This window comes from Moritella sp. Urea-trap-13 (genome assembly GCF_002836355.1).
Taxonomy (GTDB): Bacteria; Pseudomonadota; Gammaproteobacteria; order Enterobacterales; family Moritellaceae; genus Moritella.
The window spans coordinates 809,510-834,857 of the sequence record NZ_PJCA01000031.1 but is presented as its reverse complement, the minus strand read 5'-3'; the positions used below and the strand labels follow the sequence as shown (position 1 = coordinate 834,857).

At 39.1% G+C, this 25,348-nt stretch carries 24 protein-coding genes and 1 riboswitch; of the genes, 17 read left to right on the top strand and 7 right to left on the bottom strand.

Features of this window, described 5'->3' with window-relative positions:
- Nucleotides 1-19: 19 nt before the first annotated feature.
- Nucleotides 20-364, top strand: coding sequence for an Hpt domain-containing protein (locus CXF93_RS11630; protein WP_101062672.1), 345 nt, complete (start codon nt 20-22; stop codon nt 362-364).
- Here the strand turns inward: CXF93_RS11630 and yvcK are convergent.
- From yvcK to narQ, 4 genes are all read right to left on the bottom strand, one after another.
- Complete coding sequence (gene yvcK / locus CXF93_RS11625; protein WP_101063340.1) at nt 336-1,247, bottom strand: uridine diphosphate-N-acetylglucosamine-binding protein YvcK; 912 nt, start codon at nt 1,245-1,247, stop codon at nt 336-338. The genes CXF93_RS11630 and yvcK overlap by 29 nt on opposite strands.
- Nucleotides 1,248-1,398: 151 nt before the next feature.
- The gene (locus tag CXF93_RS11620) at nt 1,399-1,974 is read right to left on the bottom strand and encodes an LON peptidase substrate-binding domain-containing protein (protein ID WP_101062671.1); all 576 of its coding nucleotides are present in this window, start codon (nt 1,972-1,974) and stop codon (nt 1,399-1,401) included.
- Nucleotides 1,975-2,116: 142 nt separating this feature from the next.
- On the bottom strand, nt 2,117-2,764 hold the full coding sequence (gene narL / locus CXF93_RS11615) for a two-component system response regulator NarL (RefSeq protein WP_101062670.1): 648 nt from the start codon (nt 2,762-2,764) through the stop codon (nt 2,117-2,119).
- Nucleotides 2,757-4,475, bottom strand: coding sequence for a nitrate/nitrite two-component system sensor histidine kinase NarQ (gene narQ, locus CXF93_RS11610; protein WP_101062669.1), 1,719 nt, complete (start codon nt 4,473-4,475; stop codon nt 2,757-2,759). The genes narL and narQ overlap by 8 nt, the downstream gene beginning before the upstream one ends.
- A 158-nt stretch (nt 4,476-4,633) precedes the next feature.
- Nucleotides 4,634-4,780, top strand: a riboswitch (molybdenum cofactor riboswitch).
- On the opposite strand from narQ, the gene moaA reads away from it, so the two are divergent.
- The 12 genes from moaA to moaE all read left to right on the top strand — a co-directional run bounded on the left by moaA (nt 4,768) and on the right by moaE (nt 13,202).
- On the top strand, nt 4,768-5,745 hold the full coding sequence (gene moaA, locus CXF93_RS11605) for a GTP 3',8-cyclase MoaA (RefSeq protein ID WP_101062668.1): 978 nt from the start codon (nt 4,768-4,770) through the stop codon (nt 5,743-5,745). Its footprint overlaps the riboswitch before it by 13 nt.
- A 355-nt stretch (nt 5,746-6,100) precedes the next feature.
- Nucleotides 6,101-6,583 (top strand): ferredoxin-type protein NapF, encoded by a 483-nt coding sequence (gene napF / locus CXF93_RS11600; RefSeq protein ID WP_101062667.1) that lies wholly within the window; start codon nt 6,101-6,103, stop codon nt 6,581-6,583.
- A gap of 46 nt (nt 6,584-6,629) precedes the next feature.
- Nucleotides 6,630-6,902 carry a chaperone NapD gene (locus CXF93_RS11595; protein WP_101062666.1) on the top strand — a complete coding sequence of 91 codons (273 nt, stop codon included), beginning with the start codon at nt 6,630-6,632 and terminating at the stop codon, nt 6,900-6,902.
- The gene (gene napA, locus CXF93_RS11590; protein WP_101062665.1) at nt 6,899-9,385 is read left to right on the top strand and encodes a periplasmic nitrate reductase subunit alpha; all 2,487 of its coding nucleotides are present in this window, start codon (nt 6,899-6,901) and stop codon (nt 9,383-9,385) included. The genes CXF93_RS11595 and napA overlap by 4 nt, the downstream gene beginning before the upstream one ends.
- 87 nt (nt 9,386-9,472) lie before the next feature.
- Nucleotides 9,473-9,940 carry a nitrate reductase cytochrome c-type subunit gene (locus tag CXF93_RS11585; protein ID WP_101062664.1) on the top strand — a complete coding sequence of 156 codons (468 nt, stop codon included), beginning with the start codon at nt 9,473-9,475 and terminating at the stop codon, nt 9,938-9,940.
- A gap of 18 nt (nt 9,941-9,958) precedes the next feature.
- Nucleotides 9,959-10,531, top strand: coding sequence for a NapC/NirT family cytochrome c (locus CXF93_RS11580; RefSeq protein ID WP_101062663.1), 573 nt, complete (start codon nt 9,959-9,961; stop codon nt 10,529-10,531).
- Nucleotides 10,532-10,552: 21 nt separating this feature from the next.
- Nucleotides 10,553-10,690: a TIGR02808 family protein gene (locus CXF93_RS11575; protein ID WP_101062662.1), complete on the top strand. Its 138-nt coding sequence runs from the start codon at nt 10,553-10,555 to the stop codon at nt 10,688-10,690.
- Between the two features lie 205 nt (nt 10,691-10,895).
- On the top strand, nt 10,896-11,405 hold the full coding sequence (locus CXF93_RS11570) for an RNA methyltransferase (RefSeq protein ID WP_101062661.1): 510 nt from the start codon (nt 10,896-10,898) through the stop codon (nt 11,403-11,405).
- A gap of 74 nt (nt 11,406-11,479) precedes the next feature.
- Nucleotides 11,480-11,986, top strand: coding sequence for a molybdenum cofactor biosynthesis protein B (moaB, locus tag CXF93_RS11565; RefSeq protein ID WP_101062660.1), 507 nt, complete (start codon nt 11,480-11,482; stop codon nt 11,984-11,986).
- A gap of 16 nt (nt 11,987-12,002) precedes the next feature.
- Nucleotides 12,003-12,479: a cyclic pyranopterin monophosphate synthase MoaC gene (moaC, locus tag CXF93_RS11560; RefSeq protein ID WP_101062659.1), complete on the top strand. Its 477-nt coding sequence runs from the start codon at nt 12,003-12,005 to the stop codon at nt 12,477-12,479.
- Nucleotides 12,480-12,497: 18 nt separating this feature from the next.
- Nucleotides 12,498-12,743: a molybdopterin synthase sulfur carrier subunit gene (gene moaD / locus CXF93_RS11555; protein ID WP_101062658.1), complete on the top strand. Its 246-nt coding sequence runs from the start codon at nt 12,498-12,500 to the stop codon at nt 12,741-12,743.
- 3 nt (nt 12,744-12,746) lie between these two features.
- Entirely contained in the window at nt 12,747-13,202 is a 456-nt protein-coding gene (moaE, locus tag CXF93_RS11550) for a molybdopterin synthase catalytic subunit MoaE (protein ID WP_101062657.1), read from the top strand.
- 121 nt (nt 13,203-13,323) lie between these two features.
- On the opposite strand, the gene CXF93_RS11545 is transcribed toward moaE, so the two are convergent.
- Both CXF93_RS11545 and gshB read right to left on the bottom strand, forming a co-directional pair.
- A complete protein-coding gene (locus tag CXF93_RS11545; RefSeq protein WP_101062656.1) occupies nt 13,324-15,303 on the bottom strand; it encodes a flavohemoglobin expression-modulating QEGLA motif protein in 1,980 nt (659 codons plus the stop codon).
- Nucleotides 15,287-16,315: a glutathione synthase gene (gene gshB / locus CXF93_RS11540; RefSeq protein ID WP_101062655.1), complete on the bottom strand. Its 1,029-nt coding sequence runs from the start codon at nt 16,313-16,315 to the stop codon at nt 15,287-15,289. The genes CXF93_RS11545 and gshB overlap by 17 nt, the downstream gene beginning before the upstream one ends.
- A gap of 169 nt (nt 16,316-16,484) precedes the next feature.
- Here gshB and CXF93_RS11535 point away from each other — a divergent pair, with 169 nt between their 5' ends.
- Nucleotides 16,485-17,348, top strand: a complete 864-nt coding sequence (locus CXF93_RS11535) for a LysR family transcriptional regulator (protein ID WP_101062654.1) — start codon at nt 16,485-16,487, stop codon at nt 17,346-17,348.
- 137 nt (nt 17,349-17,485) lie between these two features.
- Here CXF93_RS11535 and CXF93_RS11530 read toward each other — a convergent pair whose 3' ends face one another.
- Nucleotides 17,486-18,826: a DEAD/DEAH box helicase gene (locus tag CXF93_RS11530; RefSeq protein ID WP_101062653.1), complete on the bottom strand. Its 1,341-nt coding sequence runs from the start codon at nt 18,824-18,826 to the stop codon at nt 17,486-17,488.
- Between the two features lie 207 nt (nt 18,827-19,033).
- Between CXF93_RS11530 and CXF93_RS11525 the strand changes: the two genes are divergently transcribed.
- From CXF93_RS11525 to CXF93_RS11515, 3 genes are all read left to right on the top strand, one after another.
- On the top strand, nt 19,034-19,672 hold the full coding sequence (locus CXF93_RS11525) for a deoxynucleoside kinase (RefSeq protein ID WP_101062652.1): 639 nt from the start codon (nt 19,034-19,036) through the stop codon (nt 19,670-19,672).
- 135 nt (nt 19,673-19,807) lie between these two features.
- Entirely contained in the window at nt 19,808-21,541 is a 1,734-nt protein-coding gene (locus tag CXF93_RS11520; protein ID WP_101062651.1) for an autotransporter assembly complex family protein, read from the top strand.
- Nucleotides 21,541-25,326 (top strand): translocation/assembly module TamB domain-containing protein, encoded by a 3,786-nt coding sequence (locus CXF93_RS11515; RefSeq protein ID WP_101062650.1) that lies wholly within the window; start codon nt 21,541-21,543, stop codon nt 25,324-25,326. The genes CXF93_RS11520 and CXF93_RS11515 overlap by 1 nt, the downstream gene beginning before the upstream one ends.
- Nucleotides 25,327-25,348: the final 22 nt, after the last annotated feature.

Genomic DNA, 25,348 nt, shown 5'->3' with positions numbered 1-25,348 from the left:
TACAGTAAGAGGTAATGAAATGGAAAACACAGTTATTAATGAAACGGTATTCACCCAATTACTTGTTGATGTTGGTGAAGATATGCTACCAGCGTTAGTTGATGTTTTTAAAGAAGAAACAACAGAGCGTATTGCTGATCTACGAGCGTTAATGGCTAGCGTTGATAATGATAAAGTCGCGCAGAGCTGCCATAGCATAAAAAGTAGTGCAGGCACATATGGTGCGCTAATAGTACAACAACACGCAGAGGAGTTGGAGGTAATGGCAAAGTCAAATAGCACTGCTGAAGTGCAAGTGAAATTACCATTATTAATTAAAAGTTTAGAAGACGCGATTAGTGCGCTGACGTTAAAATGTGATTAACGACAGATTCTATCGCCGCTTTTAATTTTTGTCTATCGTGATAGTTTTTATTCACTTCTTCACGTAAATCATGGGTATAGGTCGGATAAGTCAGCTCAGATTGTTTATCTACATCCTGTATCACGGCATTTATCAACGGAAAACCGAGCGTATCTTCGCACCATTTTAAACGTTTTTGCAATGAAATCGTTGATGCAGGACCTATCTCATGCTGTAAATTACCTAAATAAATTACTTTTGCGTTTGTTCTGCGTAAGGCTTTTTGTATATCTTTAAGCAGCAGAGGTGGCATGATACTGGTGAGGAATGAACCTGGGCCTAATAATATCAACTCTGCTTTTTCAATTGCTTCTACAGCTTCAAATGTGGCAGCAACATTCGGTTGAACAGTTAATTGATGCGGAAATTCTTGCATTTTATCGACAGATACTTCGCCGTGTACATCGCTACCACAAGGCGTTACTGCGATTAAGTCACTGGGCTGTTCTGACATCGGAATAAGTTGGCATTCGACATGCAACATATTACGAATAAGGTTGACCGCATCTAACGGCCGCACACAAAGATTATCTAATGCCACAAGCATGAGATTACCTAAGTTATGGTTCTTCAGCTCCCCTTCATTTTGAAAACGATATTCAAACAATAAAGAGCCAATGTCTGGTTGAGTGACTAACTGATTAATACAATTGCGAATATCACCCCAAGCAATACAATTCTCAGAATTCCTGAGCCGACCTGTTGAACCACCATTATCAGTTGTTGTGACAATACCCGTTAATCTAGGCCCTAAAAAGGAAAGAGAAGACAGCACACGGCCGAGTCCATGACCACCGCCAATAGCGACAACCTTATTCAGATCTGAAAGTGATTTTTGCAACATATGATCAGTCAAAGTTAAATAAATTAGATAATGCATCATATCTTGAAATAAATTGTTTTGATAATTAAGTTGGATTTTTTTGACGCATTAATAAGCAAATTTTAAATGATTTAGCTATTTTGAGTTATCTGACCGTTATTTATCAACATATTTAAATTGGCATCAACTTTTTAAGTATAGCTACAGTGCTATTGCAATCTGGCTGCTGCAATAAAAGTTGTTTTTCTGTGACTGAAAGAGGCAGAAGTTCTATCCATCGTTGCGATACCCAACTTATATTAGTCATTTGTTTTAATGCATAAAGTTGGTTTATATCCGCGTGTTGAACATATATTTCTTCTAGCTTTTCAGCTAAATAAATGTCTTCTGATGTTATTTTTTGATCTGGCCAGTTGGTGATGTAGTGGACTTTTGCCATTTTCAACCCATCAGCTTCAGTGGTGATATCATCAATAATAAACCGTTGACGACCTTCAACATTAATACCTAGAAAGCCATCATCTAGAGTATAAAAATCAATTGTTTCAACATGAGTGCCAATTGTGGATATACGTCCAAAGGGGCCTGTCTGGTTAGGATCTATCATTACCACTCCAAATCCATTCATTGCTTTGGCGCTATCTTTTATCATGCGAATATAGCGTTCTTCTATGATGCGTAAAGGAAGTCTACCGTGAGGTAAAATATGTGATGTTAATGGCAGTAAAGCGAGTTGGGTCGTTTGCAAGAGCAAGCCTTAGTCAGTGGAATATAACTAATGATAGTCTTGTTTAAAGAGTCTGCATTGGGGATGGAAGTTAGCGTGAATATTGATTGGAAAATAGAAGTAAAAATATAATGAGATCTATATTTTTACTTCTATTATTTGATTATGCGCTTGTTTTATTGAACTCAAGATACATAACAGCAGCTTCAACACGTGAACTTGCTTCTAATTTTTTCAATAAACTTTTAACGTGAACTTTTACTGTGCCTTCTGAAATGTGTAGATTACTTGCAACATGTTTGTTGCTGTAACCTTTCGAAATTTCAAGCAAGATTTGATTTTCACGTTTAGTTAGCTTAGCTAACTTTTCTGCAAAATTATTATCTTCATGTAGACAATCTAAATAACCAAGTAAGCTTTCAGACAGCGCTTGTTGGCCAGATAATACATCTTGAAGTTGTGCTAATAATAGATCAGGTTCTGAATCTTTTAATAAGTAACCGTCAGCACCTGCGTTGATTAAACGGATCACATCTTGTTTGTTATCAGAAACTGTTAGAATAACCACTCGAGAGCTTAATTCTTCTGCTCGTAGTGCTTTTAAAGTATCTAACCCTGACATACCTTTCATGTTCAAATCAAGTAATACAAGATCTGGTTCATGCTGTTTGGCAAGGGTGATAGCTTCCACACCATCGCAGGCTTCACCAATCACATTGAACTTTTCTTCTAATGAAAGTAGTTGAACAATGCCTTTACGCATTAGGGGGTGATCATCAACAACTAATATTGTGTAACTATTCTCATGCATGTTTATTTTCCCTGTCGAAGGTGAGTAATACTAAGGTGCCTTTTGTTATATTATTTTTTATTTCTAGTTTAGCACCTAGTTTTGAAGCGCGTTCTCCCATTATGTTTAAACCATAATGGTTGGATTTAGCTGGATTGGCTGGTATGCCGTTCCCATTATCCGAAATTGATACTTCGATAGTACCATTTTTATTTGTGCCACAGTCAATTATTATTTCATCCGAATCGGCATGTTTGATGGAATTTAGTACAGCTTCACGAATGATTTGGAGAATATGTATATGTTGGTTCGGTTTAAATAAATGTTCTTCTAATTCATAGCTTAGGTGAATTTTGGTTGCTGTGCGCTGACGTAACTGGGCAAGCATGATAGAAATTGCTTCAGATAAGTTGGCATCGTCGAGTGTTAACCTAAATGTATTCAGTAATTCTCTTAATTGGGTATAAGACAATCTTAGATTGGTATCTATTTCTTCGACAATTTCATTGGTTGTCGTGGAGATCTCTTGATTCTTTAAATGACGCTTCAATAATGCCACTTGAATTTTTAAATAGGACAGGGCTTGGGCGAGTGAATCATGTAATTCACGTGCAATAACCGCGCGTTCTTCCATTAATAGTGAGCGCTGTGCTTCTAAATTACTTTGAGAACGATGTTGGGCACGTGAAATAATACGGCAATAACTGCGTAAATGCTCTTGGTCGGTCGCTTCGCGTTGTAAGACAGTTAAAGTACCAAAAGATTGTTCTTCGAGTTCTAATCTTAAGTCCAGTGTTTGTTCACCGTTATCTGCGCCAGCATTGAGGTAGATAGTCTCTACTTCTGAGCCCGTTAGTACCAGTTTGTAGAAACTAAGGCCATTGAGCTCAGAGACACTCTGTAGTGTTTGTTCGAGCATATCAGCATTAAGATGTGTGACATGTAATTTTTGCGATGTTGTATATAAAAAATTGATTTTATCTTTCGCTTCTTTCAACTGCTTAGTTTTAGCATCTACTTGTTGTTCTAGGGTGCTGTATAGTTGATTTAAATCATTAGCCATGTGGGAAATATTACTCGCCAATGAGCCAATTTCATTCTCATAAACAAAATCAAACGACACATCAAATTCACCACGGCGAATTTGATTAGACGCGGTGAATATTTGCTGTAACGGTTTTAATACCTGCACTTGCATTAGGCGAATAGTAATAATACAGACGGCAAAAATAAGACCGATCCCCAGCCCTTTAATAAGGGTGATGATTTTTACTTTATATTCGGAGTGATTTTGTAGGTTTTGTACAAAAGTATCAATTTGTAATACAAATTCATCTACATTTCCCAAGAACTGGCCTGGATTATCACTATGTAGAATATCTGACTGTATTTGCCATTGAGTTTCAACAGCCATGAACTCTTGTTTTAATTTTGATGTGATATCCCAATTATCAACAATGTTGTTTTTAATATGGGCAAGGGATTGATTAAAAGTATCAATATGAACTTGACGTTTGACCTCCGACTCATCTCTGGATAAATTATAAGCTATTTGATAACTTTGCATTCTTAATGCACCAGCTTTATTGATTGATGATGCATCGGACAGGCTGAGTGATAATGCCACTAAGGAAATAAAAGTGAGCAAGGAGGCAAGTGCTAGTATACTAAACATACCGCGGCCGATTAAAATGATAATAGACTGATGGGAAGGAATTATATTTTTTATCATAAGAAGTTTACTATTTAGTTAATTAAGCCGTGAATAAGACTATAATTTACAGGGCAATTTAATTTCGATCAATGATTTATCATTTTCTACTATAATTACCTGTAGCTATCCCTTTAAGTTTACTAAAAAATAGTTTAAGTTTAACGACCATAAAATTTAATATAATCAAACTCCGATCCTTAATGATCTAAATTTATAAATTTAAATATGATCTTAAGGACTCATAGCATACGCAATTGCTATAAGGGTTTAATCAGAAATGGTTAGGCCTCCCGTATTTGGAAAGGTGTTTATGCAACTTCAAGATCAGTTTTCGCGTAAATTTTATTATTTACGCTTATCAATTACCGACGTTTGTAATTTCAAATGTAACTACTGCTTACCAGATGGCTATAAAGCTGAAGGTAAACCTGAATTTTTAGGGCGTGATGAGTTACGCCGTATAGTGACAGGATTTGCTGAAATGGGCACTGAAAAAGTCCGTATTACTGGTGGTGAACCTTCATTAAGAAAAGACTTCACGGATATAATCTCAGACATTGCTGCGATCCCAAAAATTAATAAGGTCGCAACAACCACCAACGGTTTTAATCTAGAAAAGTATGCACAACAATGGCGTGATGCTGGACTTGATGCATTAAATGTCAGTATTGACAGTTTAGACGCGCGCATGTTTCGCCAGATAACCGGTAAGAATATGTTCCATAAAGTAATGGCTGGCCTTGATGCTGCTTTTACTGCTGGATTTGAAACCGTTAAAGTTAATACGGTATTGATGCGTAACTTAAATGATGTGGAACTGGATGATTTTTTAAATTGGATCAAAACCAGACCAATTCAATTACGTTTTATTGAGTTAATGCAGACGGGTGATAATCAAGCTTTGTTTGATAAACACCATGTATCTGGCGTGAGTATTCGTGACAAGTTAATATTGCAAGGCTGGGTAAGTAAAGTCAGAGGTAAGGCGGATGGACCTGCACAAGTGTTTATTCACCCTGACTATGTTGGTGAAATTGGTTTGATTATGCCCTACGAAAAGAACTTTTGTTCAACTTGTAACCGTTTACGTGTATCAACTAAAGGGCGCTTACATTTATGTTTATTTGGTGAGGCGGGGGTTGAATTACGTGATTTACTTCAAGATGATAACCAACAACAAGCGTTGATCGGTCGTGTTGTAGAACATATGTCAGAGAAAAAATCGACACATTTTCTTCAAGATGGTTTTACTGCTAACACACCTCATTTAGCGTCTATTGGCGGCTAAAAATCCTCATGTATACTGATTTACCCTTATAAGTGTTTCTATCTTCATATTCTTAAATATAGCGTAATACAAGTTTACGCTATATTTAATCCTCATAATAAAGGCGAATATTACAACTGTTAGCTATAATTTTAAGCATTTGCTGTCACAAATTGTCATAAGTTGTATTAACTTGCCTTAAATTGTCTTAAATTTGCCTATAATTATTGATCTAAATTAAGTTTTGTTCATCTTACCCACTAGTGAGTATTTGAGGCTGGAACTATATGTATCATCATGAAACAAATATCTTTATAGGCTGATGTGCGCTTTTAAACGTCACATTTAAAGATGAATTATTTTACAAGGTAGTTTTATGAGTATTAATCTAGCGCGACGTTCACTATTCCGTCGTAAAGAACAAAATAATGTTGTACGCCTACCTTGGTTAAAAGCAGATTTAGACTTTACAGAAATGTGCACTCGTTGTGGTGATTGCACCGCTGCTTGTCCTGAACAAATCATAGTAGTCGGTGACGGTGGGTTTCCTGAAATTGATTTTAGCGTATCAGAATGCAGTTTTTGTAAAGAATGTGTAAATCACTGTAAAGAAGATTTGTTTGATTTAACACAAGCACAACCTTGGGCGAATAAAGCTACTATTTCAAATAGCTGCTTGAACCTCGAGTCAGTATATTGTCGTAGTTGTGCTGAATCATGCGAGACAGAAGCTTTAGCATTTAACTTTACCAATACAACGTTCGTGAGCCCGGATGTTGTGTTAGATGCTTGTAACGGTTGTGGTGCATGTGTATCTATTTGCCCAGTAAATGCAATATTAGTTAAGCCTAACCGCTAGATTAAGTGATTAAGAATACGTTTTATAATAATTATAAGGTCATAAAATGGCAGAACAAGAAGTACATATCTCAAGTTTAATTATTCACGTGAAGCCAGAACACTTGGTTGCAGTGAAGAATAAAATTACAGCACTTCCAGATGCTGAAATTTACGGCGATAGTGAAGAGGGTAAAATTATCGTCGTATTAGAAACTACGAATCAAAAATTTGTTACTGATATTATTGATAAAATTAATAATTTCGAACATGTCTTAAGTACTTCTCTTGTTTTTCATCAAATTGAAACTATCGATCCATCATGTGAGGATGATCTATGAAATTAACCAGACGTGCGTTTGTTAAAGCAAATGCTGCAGTTTCTGCTGCCGCGATTGCTGGCGTTACTCTTCCTGCTAGTGCAACAAATCTTATTGCTGTTAGCGATGAAACAAAAATCAAATGGGATAAAGCCCCATGTCGTTTCTGTGGTACAGGTTGCTCTGTATTAGTCGGAACACAAGGCGGTAAAGTTGTTGCGACTCAAGGTGATCCTGAAGCACCGGTGAACAAAGGCCTTAACTGCGTTAAAGGCTATTTCTTGTCTAAAATCATGTACGGTAAAGATCGTCTTACGACACCTTTATTGCGAATGAGAGATGGTAAGTTTGCTAAAGATGGTGAATTTGCGCCAATTTCATGGGATCAAGCTTTTGATATCATGGCCGAGAAGTGGAAAGCCGCATTAAAAGAAAAAGGTCCCACATCTGTTGGTATGTTTGGTTCTGGCCAGTGGACTGTAATGGAAGGTTATGCAGCGGTTAAATTGATGAAAGCTGGTTTCCGTTCAAACAATATTGATCCTAATGCGCGTCACTGTATGGCTTCTGCTGTAGGTGGTTTCATGCGTACGTTTGGTATTGATGAGCCAATGGGTTGTTATGATGACTTCGAAGAGTCAGATGCGTTTGTACTTTGGGGTTCAAACATGGCTGAAATGCATCCAATTCTATGGACGCGTATCACTGACCGCCGTTTAAGTAATCCACACGTTAGAGTAAACGTATTATCAACGTATAAGCATCGTTCTTTTGAACTAGCTGATACCGGTGTTATTTTCAATCCGCAATCAGATCTAGCAATGGCTAACTTTATTGCTAACTACATCATCCAAAACGATGCTGTAAACTGGGATTTCGTTAATAAGCACACACACTTCAAACGTACAGCAACGGATATCGGTTACGGTTTACGTGACGAACATCCAATGCAAGCTAAAGCTAAAAACCCTAACTCGGGCAAAATGACAGCAATGACATTTGAAGAGTATAAGGCATCGGTTGCTGAGTATACTGTTGAGAAAGCATCTGAAATATCAGGTGTATCAGCAGAAAAGCTGATTATTCTTGCTAAACAATATGCAGATCCAAACATCAAAGTAATGTCGTTATGGACTATGGGTATGAATCAACATACTCGTGGTGTGTGGATGAACAGCCTTGTATATAACATTCACTTACTTGTGGGCAAAATCTCACAACCAGGTAATGGCCCATTCTCGCTAACGGGTCAACCATCAGCTTGTGGTACTGCACGTGAAGTGGGTACATTCTCACACCGTCTACCTGCAGATATGGTTGTTGCGAATCCAAAACATCGCGCCATTGCTGAAAAAATCTGGAAACTACCTGAAGGTACAATTCCGCCTAAACCAGGTCTACATGCTGTTGCACAAAACCGTGCACTAAAAGACGGTACATTGAACGCGTACTGGACTATGTGTAATAACAACATGCAAGCGGCGCCAAACATGATGGAAGAGGGCTTACCGGGTTACCGTAACCCAGCTAACTTCATTGTTTGTTCTGACCCGTACCCGACAGTAACTGCACAAGCATCTGATCTTATTTTACCAACTGCAATGTGGGTAGAAAAAGAAGGCGCTTATGGTAATGCTGAACGTCGTACCCAAGCTTGGTATCAACAAGTTAAATCTGTTGAAGGTGCAAAATCAGATTTATGGCAGTTAATGGAATTCGCTAAACGCTTCAAAATTGAAGAGGTTTGGGGTGAAGATCTATTAGCTAAAATGCCTGAGCATCGCGGCAAGACTATGTACGACGTACTGTACAAAAATGGTAATGTTGACGCATTCCCACTAAGCGAAGCTCAAGAGCTAAATGATGATGCACAAGATCAAGGCTTCTACGTACAAAAAGGTCTATTCGAAGAATACGCAACCTTTGGACGTGGCCATGGTCATGATTTAGCACCATATGATGTTTACCACACAGTGCGTGGTTTACGTTGGCCTGTAGTGAACGGCGTTGAAACGAAATGGCGTTTTGCAGAAGGCAGTGATCCTTACGTAGGTAAAGGCAAAGGTTTTGAGTTCTATGGTAAGCCAGATGGTAAAGCAAACATCATCTTTGCACCATATGAAGCGCCACCTGAAGTGCCAAATGAAGAATATGACATGTGGTTATGTACCGGCCGTGTTCTTGAGCATTGGCATTCAGGTTCGATGACAGCGCGTGTTCCAGAGCTATATCGTGCAATGCCGGATGCGCTTTGTTATATCCATCCTGATGATGCGAAAAAACGTAACGTGCGTCGTGGTGATGAAGTTCTTATTGAATCTCTTCGTGGTGAAGTACGCTGTCGTGTGGAAACACGTGGCCGTAACCGCCCACCGGTTGGTTTAGTATTTGTACCTTGGTTTGATGCGCGCGTATTAATTAACAAGGTATGTCTAGATGCTACCGATCCGTTATCAAAACAAACGGATTATAAAAAGTGTGCGATTAAAATTACCAAAGTGTAATTCTAACGAATATCTTTTTAATTGATTTTGCCAGCCAATTGCGCTGGCAAATAACGGATTTATTTGCCAATAGGTGGAGAACATAATATGAGAAAATTATTGGCTGTGCTGCTAGCTGCAGGGACTTTATTCTCTGTATCAGCACAAAGTACAGAAACGGCTGTTATTGAAAATGTAAATAACGGTGGTGTTGCATCATTACGTGGTATTACGGAATTAGATATAACGCGTAAAGCAGATGAACTGAAACGCGTGATCAAAGATCGTAGTCCAATCGATCGTGACTATGTATATCAACCACCACTGATCCCGCATCAAACACGCCATTATGAAGTGTCTTTAAATGCGAACAAATGTTTATCATGTCATAGTTGGAAGTACGCTGGTGAAATGGGCGCAACGAAGATTAGTGTGACGCATTACCAAGGTCGTGATGGTGAAGTATTATCGGATGTGTCACCACGTCGTTATTTCTGCCTACAGTGCCATGTAACGCAAGCTGATGCATCACCGTTAATCGACAATGACTTTAAACGTGTAGATTCATTACGCTAACGAAAAAGAGGCGATAAAATGAAATTTATTTTAAATTTTTGGCGAAAATTAACGGCACCAAGTAAAGCCGCTGTAGGTACTGTACTTGCAATGGGTTTCCTTGGCGGCATTATTTTCTGGGGTGCCTTTAACATGGGGATGGAAGCGACAAATACAGAAGAGTTTTGTTCTGCTTGTCACGCACCTATCGTTAAAGAATTAAAAGAAACAATTCACTATTCGAATCGTTCTGGTGTGCGTGCAATCTGTTCTGATTGTCATGTACCGCATAACTGGACTGATAAAATTGTACGTAAAGTACAAGCGAGTAATGAAATTGTGGCTTTCTTGATGGGTAAGATTTCGACTCAAGAAAAGTTTGAAGCGCGTCGTAAGCATTTAGCTGTGCGAGAATGGCAACGTATGAAAGAAAATGATTCACAGGAATGTCGTAACTGTCATAACTTTGAGTACATGGATTTTTCAGAACAAGGCCCACGTAGTAGAAAACAACATTCTACAGCTTTAGCATCTGGCGATAAAACATGTGTTGATTGTCATAAAGGTATTGCCCATCAACTACCAGATATGTCTGACGTACCTGGTTGGTAGATAGAAAAAGGAATCACGATTATGAGTACGTTAGAATACGTTATTTGGCATATCTTAGGATACGCAGCTATACCAACTATTTTACTCGCAGGATTTGTGGCAGTCGCTGGATTCTCAGTATTTGCTTTATCACTTACTGCAGATAAAAATAAAGCGTAATAGTCATTACGTAAAAAGATAATACTAAGGCCGTGTTCATGTAACACGGCCTTTTTTTCTCTTTTTTACGACCTTGAGCTAGCCTCGATATCCCTGTATTATAAAGCCTCTTAATATCCCGCTTGTTTTAATAAATGAATAGTTAATAAATAAAATTTAACGAATAAACATTTATAAAAATAGCGTTAACGAAATAAAGCATTGAATGAAAAATAAAAATGTATCAATTGGTTTAACCAATCCTAAAAGTCCTACTAATGTCGGTGCGGTAATGCGTGCAGCTGGTTGCTACCAAGCTGATGCGGTTTATTACACTGGTAAAAGATACGATCGCGCTTCTGCTTTTCAAACCGATACTAAAAATGTAGCGGCTACAACACCATTAACGGGTGTTGATAATTGGCTAGAGAGTATTCCTGAATCAACAAATATTGTTTGTGTCGAACTCGCAGAAGGGGCAATCCCATTACCGGTGTTTGAACATCCAGACAATGTTATCTACATTTTCGGACCTGAAGACGGCACTATAGATCAAAAAGTGATTGATCGCGCTGCTGCCGTTGTCTATGTACCGACTGTCGGTTGCATGAATCTGGCTGCGACAGTGAATGTATTGCTCTATGATCGCCTTGCCAAATCTGTGGATACCATCGCCAATGATGCGTTAATCCGTGAAAGTCGTGATAACAACAATAAAGTGAAAGTCACAAGCTGATCAAGATCAACGACCGACAAGCGTAATCTTTTATAATTACTGCGCTTACATGACCGAATTTAAAAGGAAAAATAATGAGCCATGCTGAATCAGGGTTTAAAGCTGCGAAACTGGCAGTATTGACCGTATCCGATACCCGTAATGAAGAAACAGATACTTCAGGGCGCTTTCTTGCAGAAGCGCTTGTTGCTGACGGTCATATCTTAATGGATAAACAAATCGTTATTGATGATAAATATAAGATCCGTGCCATCGTCTCGCAGTGGATTGCAGATGAAGATATTCAAGGCGTACTTATTACAGGCGGTACTGGTTTTACTGCACGTGATATGACGCCTGAAGCGGTGCAGCCATTATTTGATAAAGCAATTGAAGGTTTTGGCGAATTATTTCGCGCTGTGTCATACGACGAGATTGGTACATCAACAATTCAAAGTCGCGCTGTTGGCGGATTTGCAAATAAAACAGTTATTTTCTGTATGCCTGGTTCAACAGGCGCCTGTAAAACGGGTTGGAATAAGATCTTACGTGAGCAGCTCAATAGTTCACATCGTCCATGCAACTTTATGCCACATATCTAAGCAATAGGAATTATAAATGTCTCAACAATTTACTCATGTGAACGCTTCTGGTGAAGCTAATATGGTTGATGTAACAGAAAAAACCATCACTCAACGTGAAGCCAGAGCTGAAGCTATTGTGCGTATGTCAGCGGAAACACTGGCCTTAATTATGTCTGGTGATCATCATAAAGGCGATGTATTTGCTACCGCTCGAATTGCCGGTATCCAAGCTGCAAAGAAAACATCTGATATCATTCCGCTTTGTCATCCGTTGATGTTGACCAAGGTAACGGTTGAATTAACGCCAGAACCAGAAAATAACCTTGTTCGCATCGAAACATGTTGCAAGTTGTCGGGTAAGACAGGTGTTGAAATGGAAGCGTTAACAGCTGCATCAGTCGCAGCATTAACAATTTATGATATGTGTAAAGCGGTTCAAAAAGACATTATCATTGATGGTGTTAAGCTACTCGAAAAAACTGGTGGCAAGTCAGGTCATTTTAAAGTTTAAATTGCGCAGGGTATTATGATGATTAAAGTATTATTTTTTGCACAAATTAGAGAATTGGTTGATTGCGCAGAGTTAGAAGTGACTGGGCCGTTTGAATCAGTTAATGCTTTACGTGCAGAACTAGCCACTAAAGGCGGGAAGTGGGCTTTAGCACTGGATTCAGACAAGTTGTTAGTGGCTGTTAATCAAGAGATCTGTAGCCTAGATTCACCGGTAGAAGATGGTGTTGAAGTTGCATTTTTCCCACCTGTAACTGGGGGGTAAGTTATGTCTGCTGATGCAATTCAAATCCAAACTGAAGACTTTGATCTGGCGACTGAATATGCAGCGTTAGGTAAAAGCCATAGTACAGGTGCCGTTGTTACTTTTATTGGTAAAGTGCGCGATTTTAACCAAGGCGATAACGTGTCGGGTTTAACTCTTGAACATTATCCCGGTATGACCGAAAAATTATTAGCTAAAATCTTAGTTGAGGCTGAAACACGTTGGTCAATTCAAGGTGTTAAAGTGATTCATCGCATTGGTGAATTAGCGTTAGGTGATCAGATCGTTTTTGTTGGTGTGGCAAGTATGCACCGCGGAGATGCTTTTCAAGCATGCGAATTCATTATGGATTACTTGAAAACTCAAGCACCATTCTGGAAAAAAGAAGCGACTGAAGACGGTTCACATTGGGTTGATGCCCGTGAAACCGATACTACAGCTGCAGATCGCTGGAAATAACATTTTCTGTAAGCGAATTAATTAACATCGCCGCCAAAATATAGATATTATCAGTATATTGGCGGGATATTTGTCGTGATCAGTAGACTCGTTTGATCATAGACCCTAATGCGAAAGTTAACTAAATAGAGTCAAGAATGAATGTCATAATTGCATCTTCTTTACTTTCCATATCCAGCGCTTTTGGTACATAGAGCGGCGCTTTCAATATTCCTCTCGCAATCAATTCATCTAGTAAGCCTTTTGACTCAAAACCGGTTTTACCGATAAACAAACTAGAGATGTCACCTTGTTTGTAAATTTGCAGAGCTTCTTTTAATCCACGTAAATATAAATAATCTTTGGTAAAACCGCCACCGCGATATGCTCTTAACGTAATGGTAAAGGCATCATCAATTACGACGCTATAATCATTGATTAAATCAAGATAACATTGATTAAATGACTCACCGGCCGCCATTTTAGACACCGCAATAACGCGCAATGCGAGTGTCTTTAAACGATGTAGCGGCAAGTTACCCGATAAATATTCACATAAAATAGCTAGACCTTCTTGGGCATGCGTATTTCCTGGCAAGCCTAGCTTAAAGATGTGTAATGGCTGGACTTCTGCGTTGGCAGTCGTTAATAAATGTACCCCCAGTTCATGATGAATCAGTGCATTAAGATCTGTTTCATTAAATGAACACTCGCTATTAACCTTGATTGTACGACCACTTACCATTGCTCTGGCAATCATATTTTTAGCTTCGACCACCTTACATTTCACCCCGTATTCAACCGCGGCTTGTTGAAATGCAGTGACAGCACCAGCAGCATCAATACTGGTATTAATCACTGGCAGGTATTCGCACGCGTGTAAAATGAACTTGGCGTTACTAATATCTTCTTTGTTTGGCTCACCATAATAACGCAACGAATTATACAAGAATTGCTCGGTGCCAATGCTGGCTAACAAATCAATACGCATTGCTAACTGCTCAATGACGGTACGGTACATTTTTTGAATATCAGCATCTAAAATCGTTTCAACAGATAGCCTATATAAGTTTTCTTTAAACTTGTAGGGATCGATATCTAACTGTCGATAGGTAAAATTAGGCTGATAGGAAAATGGGTTATGTAAGAATCGTCTCTTTTCCTGCTTCAAATTTTTTGGCGTAATATAATTAAGCGTATTAATTCCACGGGCTAGGGCATATAACTCTTTATCTAATTTAACGACTTCAGTCGGTAAGCTAGAAGATAATACATGCCGTAACGGTTTTTGTTTGCCTTTACTGTAGTGTGTAATTGCTGCTGCAGCATGTTCATTTATAGCTGTTTTCATGCCTTCTTTTAGCTTTTCAATGACCAGCGGAAAGCACTCTCCACCCACTTCATTCATGTATACTTTTTTAACTTCAATCGGCATGATCAAGGTATTACGAAAGTGCTCGGTAACAAAACTTGCTTGGTAGCCGAGTCCTTTAAATACATCATTTTCAGCGACTGACACGGTGATATTAGGTAGCTCAATCTGTTTTAATTTACGTTGTAAGTTATCCAACACCTTACGCCAATGGCGACTATTGAGTTGCTGTGTACCTATGTTAAATGTCGGCGTTTTAGTGTCAATACGCTGATAATTATAAGCGTGAATATCATAAAGCAGGCATAAGCCAAACTTTGCTTCTAAGGTGCTAATCAGGCACTTTAAAATACGATAGTAGCGGCTATGCTTGGCTTTGCTTAATGCTATTTCACTTGGCGGTAAAGCGTCTGACCAGACATCTTTACCCCAGGCTGTTTTGTACACACAATCAGTTAACGGTCTATTCAGATCATATTCATAGCGCGAGTCTTCAACTTGCAAGACTATCGGCTGTGAAGAGATAAAATCACCGGTAAATGGATCTTCTTCATAATAACGCTCTTGCTCGGTCAGCAATATATGCGGACTTAATGATTCGCGTATTTGATGACCGTGATGAATCGCTGTTGCTATGTGTGGCTGATACTCACTGATCCGTAATGTTAAACTGCCATCTTCTAGCTGCGCTGTGAATGGGATCTGCTTACGGATGTTATTGAGTATCGCCTTCTCAGTAAGCCGCTGCATCTGCAATCACCTTACGGAATTCATTTTTACGGGCAATACCGATGTTCTTTGCGTTTACAACACTTTCAACAAAATCAATAATGTCTACTTGTAACTTAGTGCGGTTTAAACGGTTAATACGAGTAATACCACCTGGGCTTAATACATTTACTTCGACTAATTTACCGTTGATGACATCAAGACCAACAAGGTATAAACCATCTCTGACTAACTTAGGGCCAATGTGTTTACACAAACGTAACTCTTGTTTTGTTAGTACATGTTTTACTTCTTTACCGCCAGCGTGAATATTCGAACGCACATCACCTTCTGCTGGTACACGTTTCATTGCACCAATAGGTTGTCCGTTTAACATCATAATACGAACGTCACCTTCTTCTGCACCTTCAATATAGTCTTGCAGAATGACGTAGTTTTGATTGTCACCAATATAAAAATCAAGCAAGGATTTAACACTCGATTTAGCTTTCTTATCTAATAAGATCACACCTGAACCGCCGTAGCCATTTAATGGCTTAAGGATCATGCAGTCTTTTGTGTTTTCGGCTAGCACTGATTCGAGGTAATCACGTTGCTTTGATACATGCGTCACTGGAATAAATTCTTTATTCAAATCAGACATTGATGCCGTATACAATTTATTGTTCGCTACACGTAAACCATCAATGTCATTCATGATAAAAGTATCATCACGCACTGAATCTAAAAAGTTCAACGCCATGGTATCGAGAGGCGGATTAGAGCGCATAATAATGGCGTCAAAGCCTGCTAAAGGTAACTGTGCTTCTCTAAATTCTGCTTTACGATAAAATCCTGGAATATTTGCTGATACAGACCCTTTCTTAAGCACCTTACAAAAAGCGATCGACATGCTGTCACGCATGGTTAAATTATTCGGTGTTGTGATCGCAACAGTGTGACCGCGGCTCGCAACTTCATGGATCATGCGGAGTGTCGAATCATTTTCTGGCTCGACATTTTCCCAAGGGTACATAACAAAACAAATTTTCATAGCATTCTACCAAACTGTATAGGGGTTATTTTTCGGCGATGGTAGGGCGAGAATAGGTTTGTGTAAAACGAACAATTTTGCTGCTGACGATAAGAATATTTTGTTATTGAAAATCTCAACTATATTGTATTATGTGGTTATTTATTTTTATCGGATGAAGGCTAAACCCTTGGATACAGAGCTACTTAAAACATTTTTGGAAGTCACTAGAACAAGACATTTTGGTCGTGCGGCAGATAATTTATTTTTAACGCAATCTGCGGTAAGTTTTAGGATCCGTCATTTAGAGTCACAATTAGGCAATCCGCTATTTTCACGTCAGCGTGGGAACTTACAGTTAACAAGCGCAGGTGATCGTTTGCTGCCGTACGCCGAATCAATTTTACAAATGTGGGGGCGAGCGAAGCATGATATTGCGTTATCAGAAGAGTTATCGGTCCAAATCACATTAGGTGCCTCGGCAATGTTTTGGGAGTTTGATGGTATTTCCGATTGGATTAATCGTATTTCTAGCGCGGATCCTAGTCTTGCTCTACGATTGGAATCTGTTCCGCGGCAGCATATGTCCAAGCGCTTGCTTGATAAGAGTATTGATCTATCAATTACCAGCGAACCGCCTGTTAACGACGATTTTAATATTGTTAAAGTGCGTGATTATCAGTTGCAACTTGTTACTCATAAGCCGCATTGTGATATGAATAATATTAGTGAATTACCTTTGGTGTATTTGGATTGGAGTACACGTTTTTCTATTCTTCACAATAAAATAGAAGCGCTACAACGGACTGCGGTTGTCCATACGGACTCATGTCGTGTTGCATTAGATCATATTATAGGTAACGGCGGGGTTGGCTATTTACCCTCTCCGGTGATAGCACAGAGTGTGGATGCGGGTTTATTACATTTAGTGCTGGATGCGCCTGTAATGGACCAAGCGTTATATCTTGTGTGTCGTGCTGACCATGAAAAACAAAGCATTATTGATAATTTACTTGCGGTGCCGCTTAACAAAATAATCGAAAGTATCGATTAATTTTTAATGGTAAAAAAAAGGCCTTATTAAACTAACCAAGTGCGGTTATTTAATAAGGCCTCATTTTTTGTAACTAATCGTCTTTAACGCATTATCTTTAAAGAACTCTCTTTAAAGAATCGTCGCTACGCTGATTGTTACTTTTGTTTTGGTGCTGCCACATTACCTTTACGGTGTAGTTTAGCACTTGTTTTACGGTGCTTACCTTGGCTTGCTTTTTTCGATGGTGCAGTTGTTTTTGGCTTGTGCTCAACTTTCTCTTCACCAACCGCTTTATTACGACGAGGTTGACGACGTTCGTGTGATGCACGACCACTAATATCGGCAATTAGACGGTCACGGTTACTTACTTCATAACCCTTAACTACTTGACGTTCAATCTTATGGCCAATCATTGCTTCGATATCTGCAAGACCGTGTTCTTCTTCACGACATACGAACGATACAGCATTACCTGTTTCGCCAGCACGGCCAGTACGACCGATACGGTGAATGTAATCTTCCGCTAGGAAGGGTAAGTCGAAGTTAACAACGAATTTAAGACCTTGAACATCAAGACCACGTGCAGCAACATCGGTAGCAACTAATGCACGGATTTTGCCTTCTTTAAATTCAGTTAAAGCACGACGACGAGCGCCTTGGCCTTTATCACCATGACAAACGTCAGCGCGGATACCGTCAAGTTTTAATTCTTTAACGATGTTATTAGCTGCTTCTTTAGTGTTAACGAATACTAAAACTTGCTTCCAGTTTTTAGTACCGATTAATTCAGAAAGTAATTCTTGTTTACGACGTTGTTCAACAGGGTGGATAACATGTTTAATTGTTGTCGCTGTTGAGTTTTCTTTTGATGCAGAAACGATTACTGGTTGTGACAGTAATTCATTTGCTAAATGCTTCATCTGTTGCGATAACGTCGCAGAGAAAAGCATTGTTTGGTAATTAGTTGTCATGCATTCTAAGATCTTACGGATATCAGTGATGAAACCCATATCTAACATACGGTCAGCTTCATCTAGCACTAGGTGCTCAACGTTAGCAAGGTTAGTATTGTTAAGTTGTAAGTGCTCTAGTAAACGACCTGGAGTCGCTACTAATACATCAACACCAGCTTTAAGCTGTTTAGTTTGTGTTTCCATTTTAACGCCGCCATACACACTTATAACATTAAGTGTCATGAATTGGCTGTACGCTTTAATGTTGTCTGTTACTTGCGCTGCAAGCTCACGTGTAGGCACTAAAATAAGAGCTCGTACGTGAGACGAGTGGATTTCTTTAGGTGTGTCAGCAATCTGTTGCAATATAGGTAAAGCAAACGCGGCTGTTTTACCAGTACCTGTTTGTGCATTTGCTAGAATATCTTTACCGCGACCAGCTGCTGGAATAGCTTGCTGTTGTACAGGCGTCATTTGGTCATAATTACAAGCATCTAGCGCGCGTAAAATTTCGGGAGTAAAACTATATGATGAAAATTTCATTGAATATCCTAGCAGTTAGGCAATATGCCTCATTAGGCGGCATATTATACAGGAATAAATAACTTAGGTGAATGTATGATTTACGTTAACAGATAAAATTTTCCCGATAAATCGAATAAATTGTTTAGATGTTAAACAAGGTTGAGCTTGGAACACACTATCAATATGCTATAATCCGGCGCTTATACTAGCATCATAGGTTTTATAATGAGTAATGAGCAAACGTTTAAACTAGTCGCAATTGAAGGTAATATAGGTGTTGGTAAGTCAACATTACTGCCTTTACTGGCTAAAGAATTAACAGAAAATGACAACGCTAACTGGCAGTTAATTTTAGAAGATGTTGATTCAGACCCTGAATTCCAACGCTTACTACAAGCGTTTACGGTTGATGCTACACGCCGTATTGAATTTCAGCGCTACATTACCAATAAAAGATCGGATATCTGTAAAGACTTAGATCCTACGTTCAATTACATTATTGAGCGCTCATTATTTTCTGATCTGGTTTTCTGCCAAGCGAATCTAGCAGAAGCTTGTCGCCCTGATGGCAAAGATCTTGATTATTATTATGACATTCAAACTAAATTGAAAGATTACCCGCGTGTATCTGCTGTGGTATATCTACGCTGTGAAGCTGAAACCGCTTATAGCCGTATGCTTTCACGTGCGCGTGATGCCGAGCAAGGTACGCCACGTGATTATCTTCAGTTAATTTCTGATTGCCATGATACATTCTTACCGCATATCTGCCGTAAATATGACACCGTTTTACTGACTGAAGATTGGACAGATTTTGGTTGCCCAACTACGCTAGCTAAACGCATTATTAGCGAGGGCATTTAGTTGAAATACAATGGTGTAGTCAATACTACGCCATTGTTTTTTTATATTAATTAGACTAATCTGTAATTCATCATTTTCCTTTACGTGGAAAGTACGATTCTTTATTTGAACTGTGCTAAGTTAAGGTCTCAGTTAGTGAAATTATCAACGCTATTTGCATTGTTTCTTGTTTTATATTCTTCGGTTTTTTCTCCTGTTGTGTTCGCTGTCTCAAGTGTTGATTTTGATCTTAAAGGTGTCTCTGGCGATATCGAAGACAACGTCAATTCTTATCTGTCGACAATTTCTATTCCCAAAGGTAATAACTACAGTTATTTTGAATCTAAAGTTCGAAAAAACATCATTGAATCCATTCAAGTATACGGCTTTTATGCTCCCAAAATAGCGATTAACCTTACGCTGGATGACGATGATCTGCTCGTGTTTGTCGATATTAAGCTTGGTCAAAGGGTGAAACTTGCCAACGTTAACATTCAGGTTAACGGGGACGCGAGTGCTGATCCCATGTTCTTAAAATTACTCAATACCATGCCGCTTACCTCCGGTGGCAATTTATCCCATCAAAATTATGACAAATTTAAAGCGGATATAACTAAGCTTGCCCTCGCACGGGGTTACTTTGATGGTAAATGGCAAAAAAGTGAAGTCCGAGTCAGTATTAAAAAGAATCTAGCAGATATTGATCTTATCTTTGATAGTAAACAACGCTATGTATTTGGTGAATCCGTGTTATCTAACCAAACTAAATCAGCGTCAATTGTCTCTGAGTTAGCAACCTTTAAAGTAGGGCAAGAATTTGAGTCACATTTGGTTGCCGAATACAGCTTAGCCTTGTTTAACAGTCGTTATTTTCAGTCAGCATCGGTAGCGCCTGACTTAAATTCTAGAAAAGACGGTCAAGTCCCAATAATTATTACGGTGATTAACCACCCGAGTAATACCTATGAGGTCGGTGTTGGTTATTTGAGTGACGTTGGTGTTAGGGGCTCATTAGGTTGGAAAAAACCTTGGATTAATAGCCGTGGTGATAGTATTTCTGCTGATGTTGAATACTCGACAGTGCAGCAAGAGTTTACATTAAACTATAATATACCGATTGAAGATCCAATTACCAACATCGCCAAAGTGCAGTTTGGTTTTCAGCGTAAGGACAATAAAGATACCAAAAGTAAATTATTTACTTTTCAATTACAACGCCAATTTGAGCTCGAATCAAAGTGGTTACGAACTTGGTTTGTTAAAGTAGAACAAGAAGATTTTACTCAGGCTAGTCAAACCGATAGTAGTATTATGATACTACCGGGTGTCAGTTTTGCGAGAACTAAGCAACGCGGCGGCGTTGACCCTTATTGGGGAAATCAGCAATTGTTTAGTTTTGAAGTGGCGAGCCCTATTTGGGGCGCTGACACTGAAATGATTAAAGTACAAAGTAGAACTAAATATTTACGCTCTATTAATAGAACGCATTTCTTTACCTCGCGTGTGGATCTTGGTGCTATTTATGTCGATGAAATAGAAAGTGTACCTGCTTCAATGCGTTTCTTTGCTGGTGGTAGCCAGAGTATTCGTGGTTATGACTATGAAACTGTTACCCCTGTGGATGACGCAGATGCCTACATTGGTGGGCGTTATTTAACGGTTGGTTCGCTTGAATACGGCTATCAGTTTGCCGAGAAATGGCGTATTGGTTTTTTTGCTGACGCAGGGACTTCAACGAATGATTTCTCAGAACCAATGAGCCTAGGTATCGGTACCGGAATTCGTTGGATGACACCTATCGGGCCGGTTAAACTTGATTTTGCAGTGCCTATGAATACAGTTACTGATACCAAGTACACTTTTCACTTATACATTGGACCGGAATTGTAATGCGTGTTCTGCAATTATTTATTATTTTAATGGTATTCATCATTGGCTGCGTGATGGCTTTGTTTGGTACTCATACCGGTAACCAATACATTATTGCGAAGTTAAATAAAACCGCGTTACCGCTTCATCTGGTACTCGAAAGTGGGTCTTTATTTAATCAGGCACATTGGCAAGAGATAGACTGGCAAGGCGAGCTGCTTCAGCTTACCATCACAGATTTAGATTACGATATCGATTTATCCTGTTTGTTTGGTGCTGAGGTCTGTGTTAATTCGATTAATGCGGACTCTGTAAGTTACTTTATGCCTCTTGAAGAAGAACCTAGCACACAGTTCGGTATTGCCCTCGATGACGCTTTAACACGTATTGCGGAGCTTGATGGACAGATCAAAAACAATGATTGGCAATTATATATTCCGCTGTTAATTAGTGTCTCAAACATCGATATTCACAATATTGATGTTGATATAGCCACGACTAAAGTTCGTGCAGACCGTTTGCAAGGTTCGGTCAATCTATCTGGTAGGGATATCTCAGTTACCGAGCTGAAAACCGCCAATGTCTTTGTCCAAGTATTAACTGAGTCAGCAAATAACGATACTGGCGTTACTGATGAGTCGAAAGCTGCAGAGACAAACAATGAACAATTAACCGCCGTTTCTGCACTCCTCAACGAATTTTCGCTGTATCAAGTTGCGATTCCGTTACGTGTCGATGTTTTTGATGCTCAATTGACTCAATCTAAACTGCAAGTTAATGATCTATTCTTAGATTTCAATTCAATCGACTTAATTGGTTTTATTGATGCCGGTGAAGTTCAGATAGATAAACTTATTGTAGATATGCCGCAGGCTGATACAAATATTAAAGGCAGTATCGTATTACAACGTGATTACCCTTTATATCTCAGTGCTAAGGCGACACTCAAACAACCTGAATTATTGAAGCAACTTGTTGTGGATGCAACCGCGGTTGGTAGCCTTGATAACATCAAGCTTACTCTCAACACGGAAGGCACGATCAATACCAATGTTGTTGCTGTGTTAGCGCCATTACAACCTAGTTTACCGTTTACGATTGATGTTAATTGGCGTCATTTAAACTGGCCGTTACTGGCCCCAGCATATATGCAAACCACGGATGGAAAATTATCAGTAACAGGTGATCTCGACGCTTACGATATGACCATCTCAGGATTGTTAGACATTGATAATGCGCCAGCTTTGGATATTGAGGCAATAGCTAAAGGCAACTTGCAAGGGTTAACTTTTTCACAAATAAAAGCCAAAACCTTGGGCGGAATTGCTTCTGCTTCCGGACGCGTGAATTGGACGGATGGCTTTACGGTTAATAGTAAAATAACCACTAAAGGTGTGCATTTAGATAAGTATTGGTCAGAGGTCAAGTTACAGCCAAGTGGCTATGCAAGCGTTGATTTTAAACTTGATCCTGAAGCGAATAATGATTGGCTGGTTGATGTCCATGATATTAATCTTGACGCCGAGGTGGAAGGTTATCCAGTAACATTGCAAGGGCAACTCACGTTTAATCAAGATCTCGATTGGCATTTAAATAGCTTTTCACTTTCCCGTGGCGAGGACTCAATAAGGCTCGACGGGATTATCAATGAGCAATTTAAGTTAGGGGGAGAGGTCGATATAAAATCGTTTACACCTTATCTAACTGGCAGTAAAGGGAGTGGATTTGGTTATTTTACCGTCATAGGTAATAAAACACTGCCTTGGCTAAATTTCGATTTGTTTACCGATAACGTATCATTTGCGGCTGATACATTAAAGCGTGCTGATTTTACTGGGCGAATGAGCTTAACGGCGCGTCCAGAAGGTGTTATTTCCTTGTCGGCTGAAGAGTTAATCATTGCTGAACAAGTGATAGATAAAATTGCGTTAGATTATACTGCAAATAAAAATAGCAATGCAATCAGCCTCAATGTTGAAAATGATAACAACAATGCGTTGATTAAGTTAATTGGTGCTTGGCAGGGGGATACTTGGCTAGGCAAGGTCAGTCAGGGACGTATTAATACTGAATATGGTGACTGGATAATAGATCCCAATGTACAACTTTCTTATGTAAATACAGATAATTACCTTTCTGTTGCACAACATTGCTGGAATGAAAAACAAGCCACCCTCTGTTTGGGTTTTGATGGCAAACTTGAGAAAACCGATAAATTTGAATTTCAGTTACACGACTATGACATTAATAAATTGGGCTTAGAAACGGCGAATAATCTTGAGGTTGAAGGTTTACTTAACATTGCGAGTAGAGTGTCATGGGGTAAAGATCTACCGTTACAATTAAATTCTGAATTGAGCATCATTAATGGTTCAGCGCTTATTTATAATCAAGGAAAAAGTAATGCTGCCAATTTTGAAACACTAACAATGAAAGTCGGCTTAGATGAGTCTAGCTTGTCAGTAAAAGCGAATATTAAATCCCGTGAGTTGGGGGGCGTGACTGCTGACCTTCGTATTGATGATATATTCACTAAACGAGAGTTGAGCGGTGATATAAATATCATTGATATTGATCTGGCCTTTATTGAACCCTTGATTTACCAGATAGACGTACTTAATGGTGTTGTTTCTGGTGCAGGTATTATCGGTGGCACGCTAGATAAACCTGAAGTTATTGGTCAGTTTAATGTTAACAATGGCTATTTAGCGGGTGACGAATTACCTGTCACACTCGAAAGTTTTCAATTTAATATTGAGTCGAGTGGTCAAAACGCAAGTATTACCGGTACTACGAACTCAGGACGCGGTGTTGCGAAGATCGTTGGTAGCCTTGCTTGGGGAGAGTCGCTCAGCTATGAAGTGCTGCTCCACGGTGATAATTTTGAGTTTGATGACAATAAGGGTGTGAAATTACATTTCAGTCCTAAAATTAAAATCGAAGGAAATGACGCTGGCGCTAAAATTACGGGTGATATTGTCATACCGTATGCATTAATCAAAGTCGAGAAATTACCGCAAAGTGCTATCCAAGTTTCTAGTGATGTCATTATTATTGATGCCGATAACGTTATTGATTACCAATCTTATCCACTTGATATTAAAGTGAATATAAAGCTGTTAGACGACGTGAAAATCAATTCTTTTGGTCTTCAATCTAATATAACGGGCGCTGTAAGCATAGTGCTTGATAAAGATGGCAACTTGTTTTCTGACGGTATGTTGCAGTTTGAAAATGGCCGTTATCGTTCGTTTGGACAAGATCTTTATATTCGTCAGGGCCAAGTTGTGTTCTCTGGCTCGGTAGATAATCCGCTCATTAATGTTGAAGCGATACGGAATACCGAATTGACTGAAGATAATGTTATTGTTGGGGTGCGCCTTATTGGTCCCGCTAAAAAACCGATATTTACTATATTTTCAGAACCAGAAATGGAACAGACACGCATGATTTCGTATTTATTACGTGGGCGCGATATCGGTTCTGAAGATGAGACCAGTCAAGATGACGTGATTAAGACATTGCTTATTAGCTCAAGTCTTGGTCAAGGTGAGGGGGTTATCGGGTTTGTCGGTGATACGTTAGGGGTTAAAGATTTTGCCATTGATACGCAAGGGCAAGGAAGTGATACTCGCGTTGAAATGAGTGGTTACGTATTACCTGGCGTCCAAATCCGCTACGGAATCGGCATATTCTCAGCACTGAGTGAAGTTATTGTACGATACGAGATCTTACCAAAGCTTTATATCGAGTTGGTGAGTGGTGTCGATAGTGCTGTGGATATCTATTACAAATTTAGCCGTTAGCTATTTATAGTTGTTATTTATA

Coding starts and splice junctions, on each gene's coding strand:
- CXF93_RS11630 (WP_101062672.1), top strand. CDS start 20: ATGGAAAACACAGTTATTAATGAAACGGTATTCACCCAATTACTTGTT.
- yvcK (WP_101063340.1), bottom strand. CDS start 1,247: ATGTTGCAAAAATCACTTTCAGATCTGAATAAGGTTGTCGCTATTGGC.
- narL (WP_101062670.1), bottom strand. CDS start 2,764: ATGCATGAGAATAGTTACACAATATTAGTTGTTGATGATCACCCCCTA.
- narQ (WP_101062669.1), bottom strand. CDS start 4,475: ATGATAAAAAATATAATTCCTTCCCATCAGTCTATTATCATTTTAATC.
- moaA (WP_101062668.1), top strand. CDS start 4,768: ATGCAACTTCAAGATCAGTTTTCGCGTAAATTTTATTATTTACGCTTA.
- napF (WP_101062667.1), top strand. CDS start 6,101: ATGAGTATTAATCTAGCGCGACGTTCACTATTCCGTCGTAAAGAACAA.
- CXF93_RS11595 (WP_101062666.1), top strand. CDS start 6,630: ATGGCAGAACAAGAAGTACATATCTCAAGTTTAATTATTCACGTGAAG.
- napA (WP_101062665.1), top strand. CDS start 6,899: ATGAAATTAACCAGACGTGCGTTTGTTAAAGCAAATGCTGCAGTTTCT.
- CXF93_RS11585 (WP_101062664.1), top strand. CDS start 9,473: ATGAGAAAATTATTGGCTGTGCTGCTAGCTGCAGGGACTTTATTCTCT.
- CXF93_RS11580 (WP_101062663.1), top strand. CDS start 9,959: ATGAAATTTATTTTAAATTTTTGGCGAAAATTAACGGCACCAAGTAAA.
- CXF93_RS11575 (WP_101062662.1), top strand. CDS start 10,553: ATGAGTACGTTAGAATACGTTATTTGGCATATCTTAGGATACGCAGCT.
- CXF93_RS11570 (WP_101062661.1), top strand. CDS start 10,896: ATGAAAAATAAAAATGTATCAATTGGTTTAACCAATCCTAAAAGTCCT.
- moaB (WP_101062660.1), top strand. CDS start 11,480: ATGAGCCATGCTGAATCAGGGTTTAAAGCTGCGAAACTGGCAGTATTG.
- moaC (WP_101062659.1), top strand. CDS start 12,003: ATGTCTCAACAATTTACTCATGTGAACGCTTCTGGTGAAGCTAATATG.
- moaD (WP_101062658.1), top strand. CDS start 12,498: ATGATTAAAGTATTATTTTTTGCACAAATTAGAGAATTGGTTGATTGC.
- moaE (WP_101062657.1), top strand. CDS start 12,747: ATGTCTGCTGATGCAATTCAAATCCAAACTGAAGACTTTGATCTGGCG.
- CXF93_RS11545 (WP_101062656.1), bottom strand. CDS start 15,303: ATGCAGCGGCTTACTGAGAAGGCGATACTCAATAACATCCGTAAGCAG.
- gshB (WP_101062655.1), bottom strand. CDS start 16,315: ATGAAAATTTGTTTTGTTATGTACCCTTGGGAAAATGTCGAGCCAGAA.
- CXF93_RS11530 (WP_101062653.1), bottom strand. CDS start 18,826: ATGAAATTTTCATCATATAGTTTTACTCCCGAAATTTTACGCGCGCTA.
- CXF93_RS11525 (WP_101062652.1), top strand. CDS start 19,034: ATGAGTAATGAGCAAACGTTTAAACTAGTCGCAATTGAAGGTAATATA.
- CXF93_RS11515 (WP_101062650.1), top strand. CDS start 21,541: ATGCGTGTTCTGCAATTATTTATTATTTTAATGGTATTCATCATTGGC.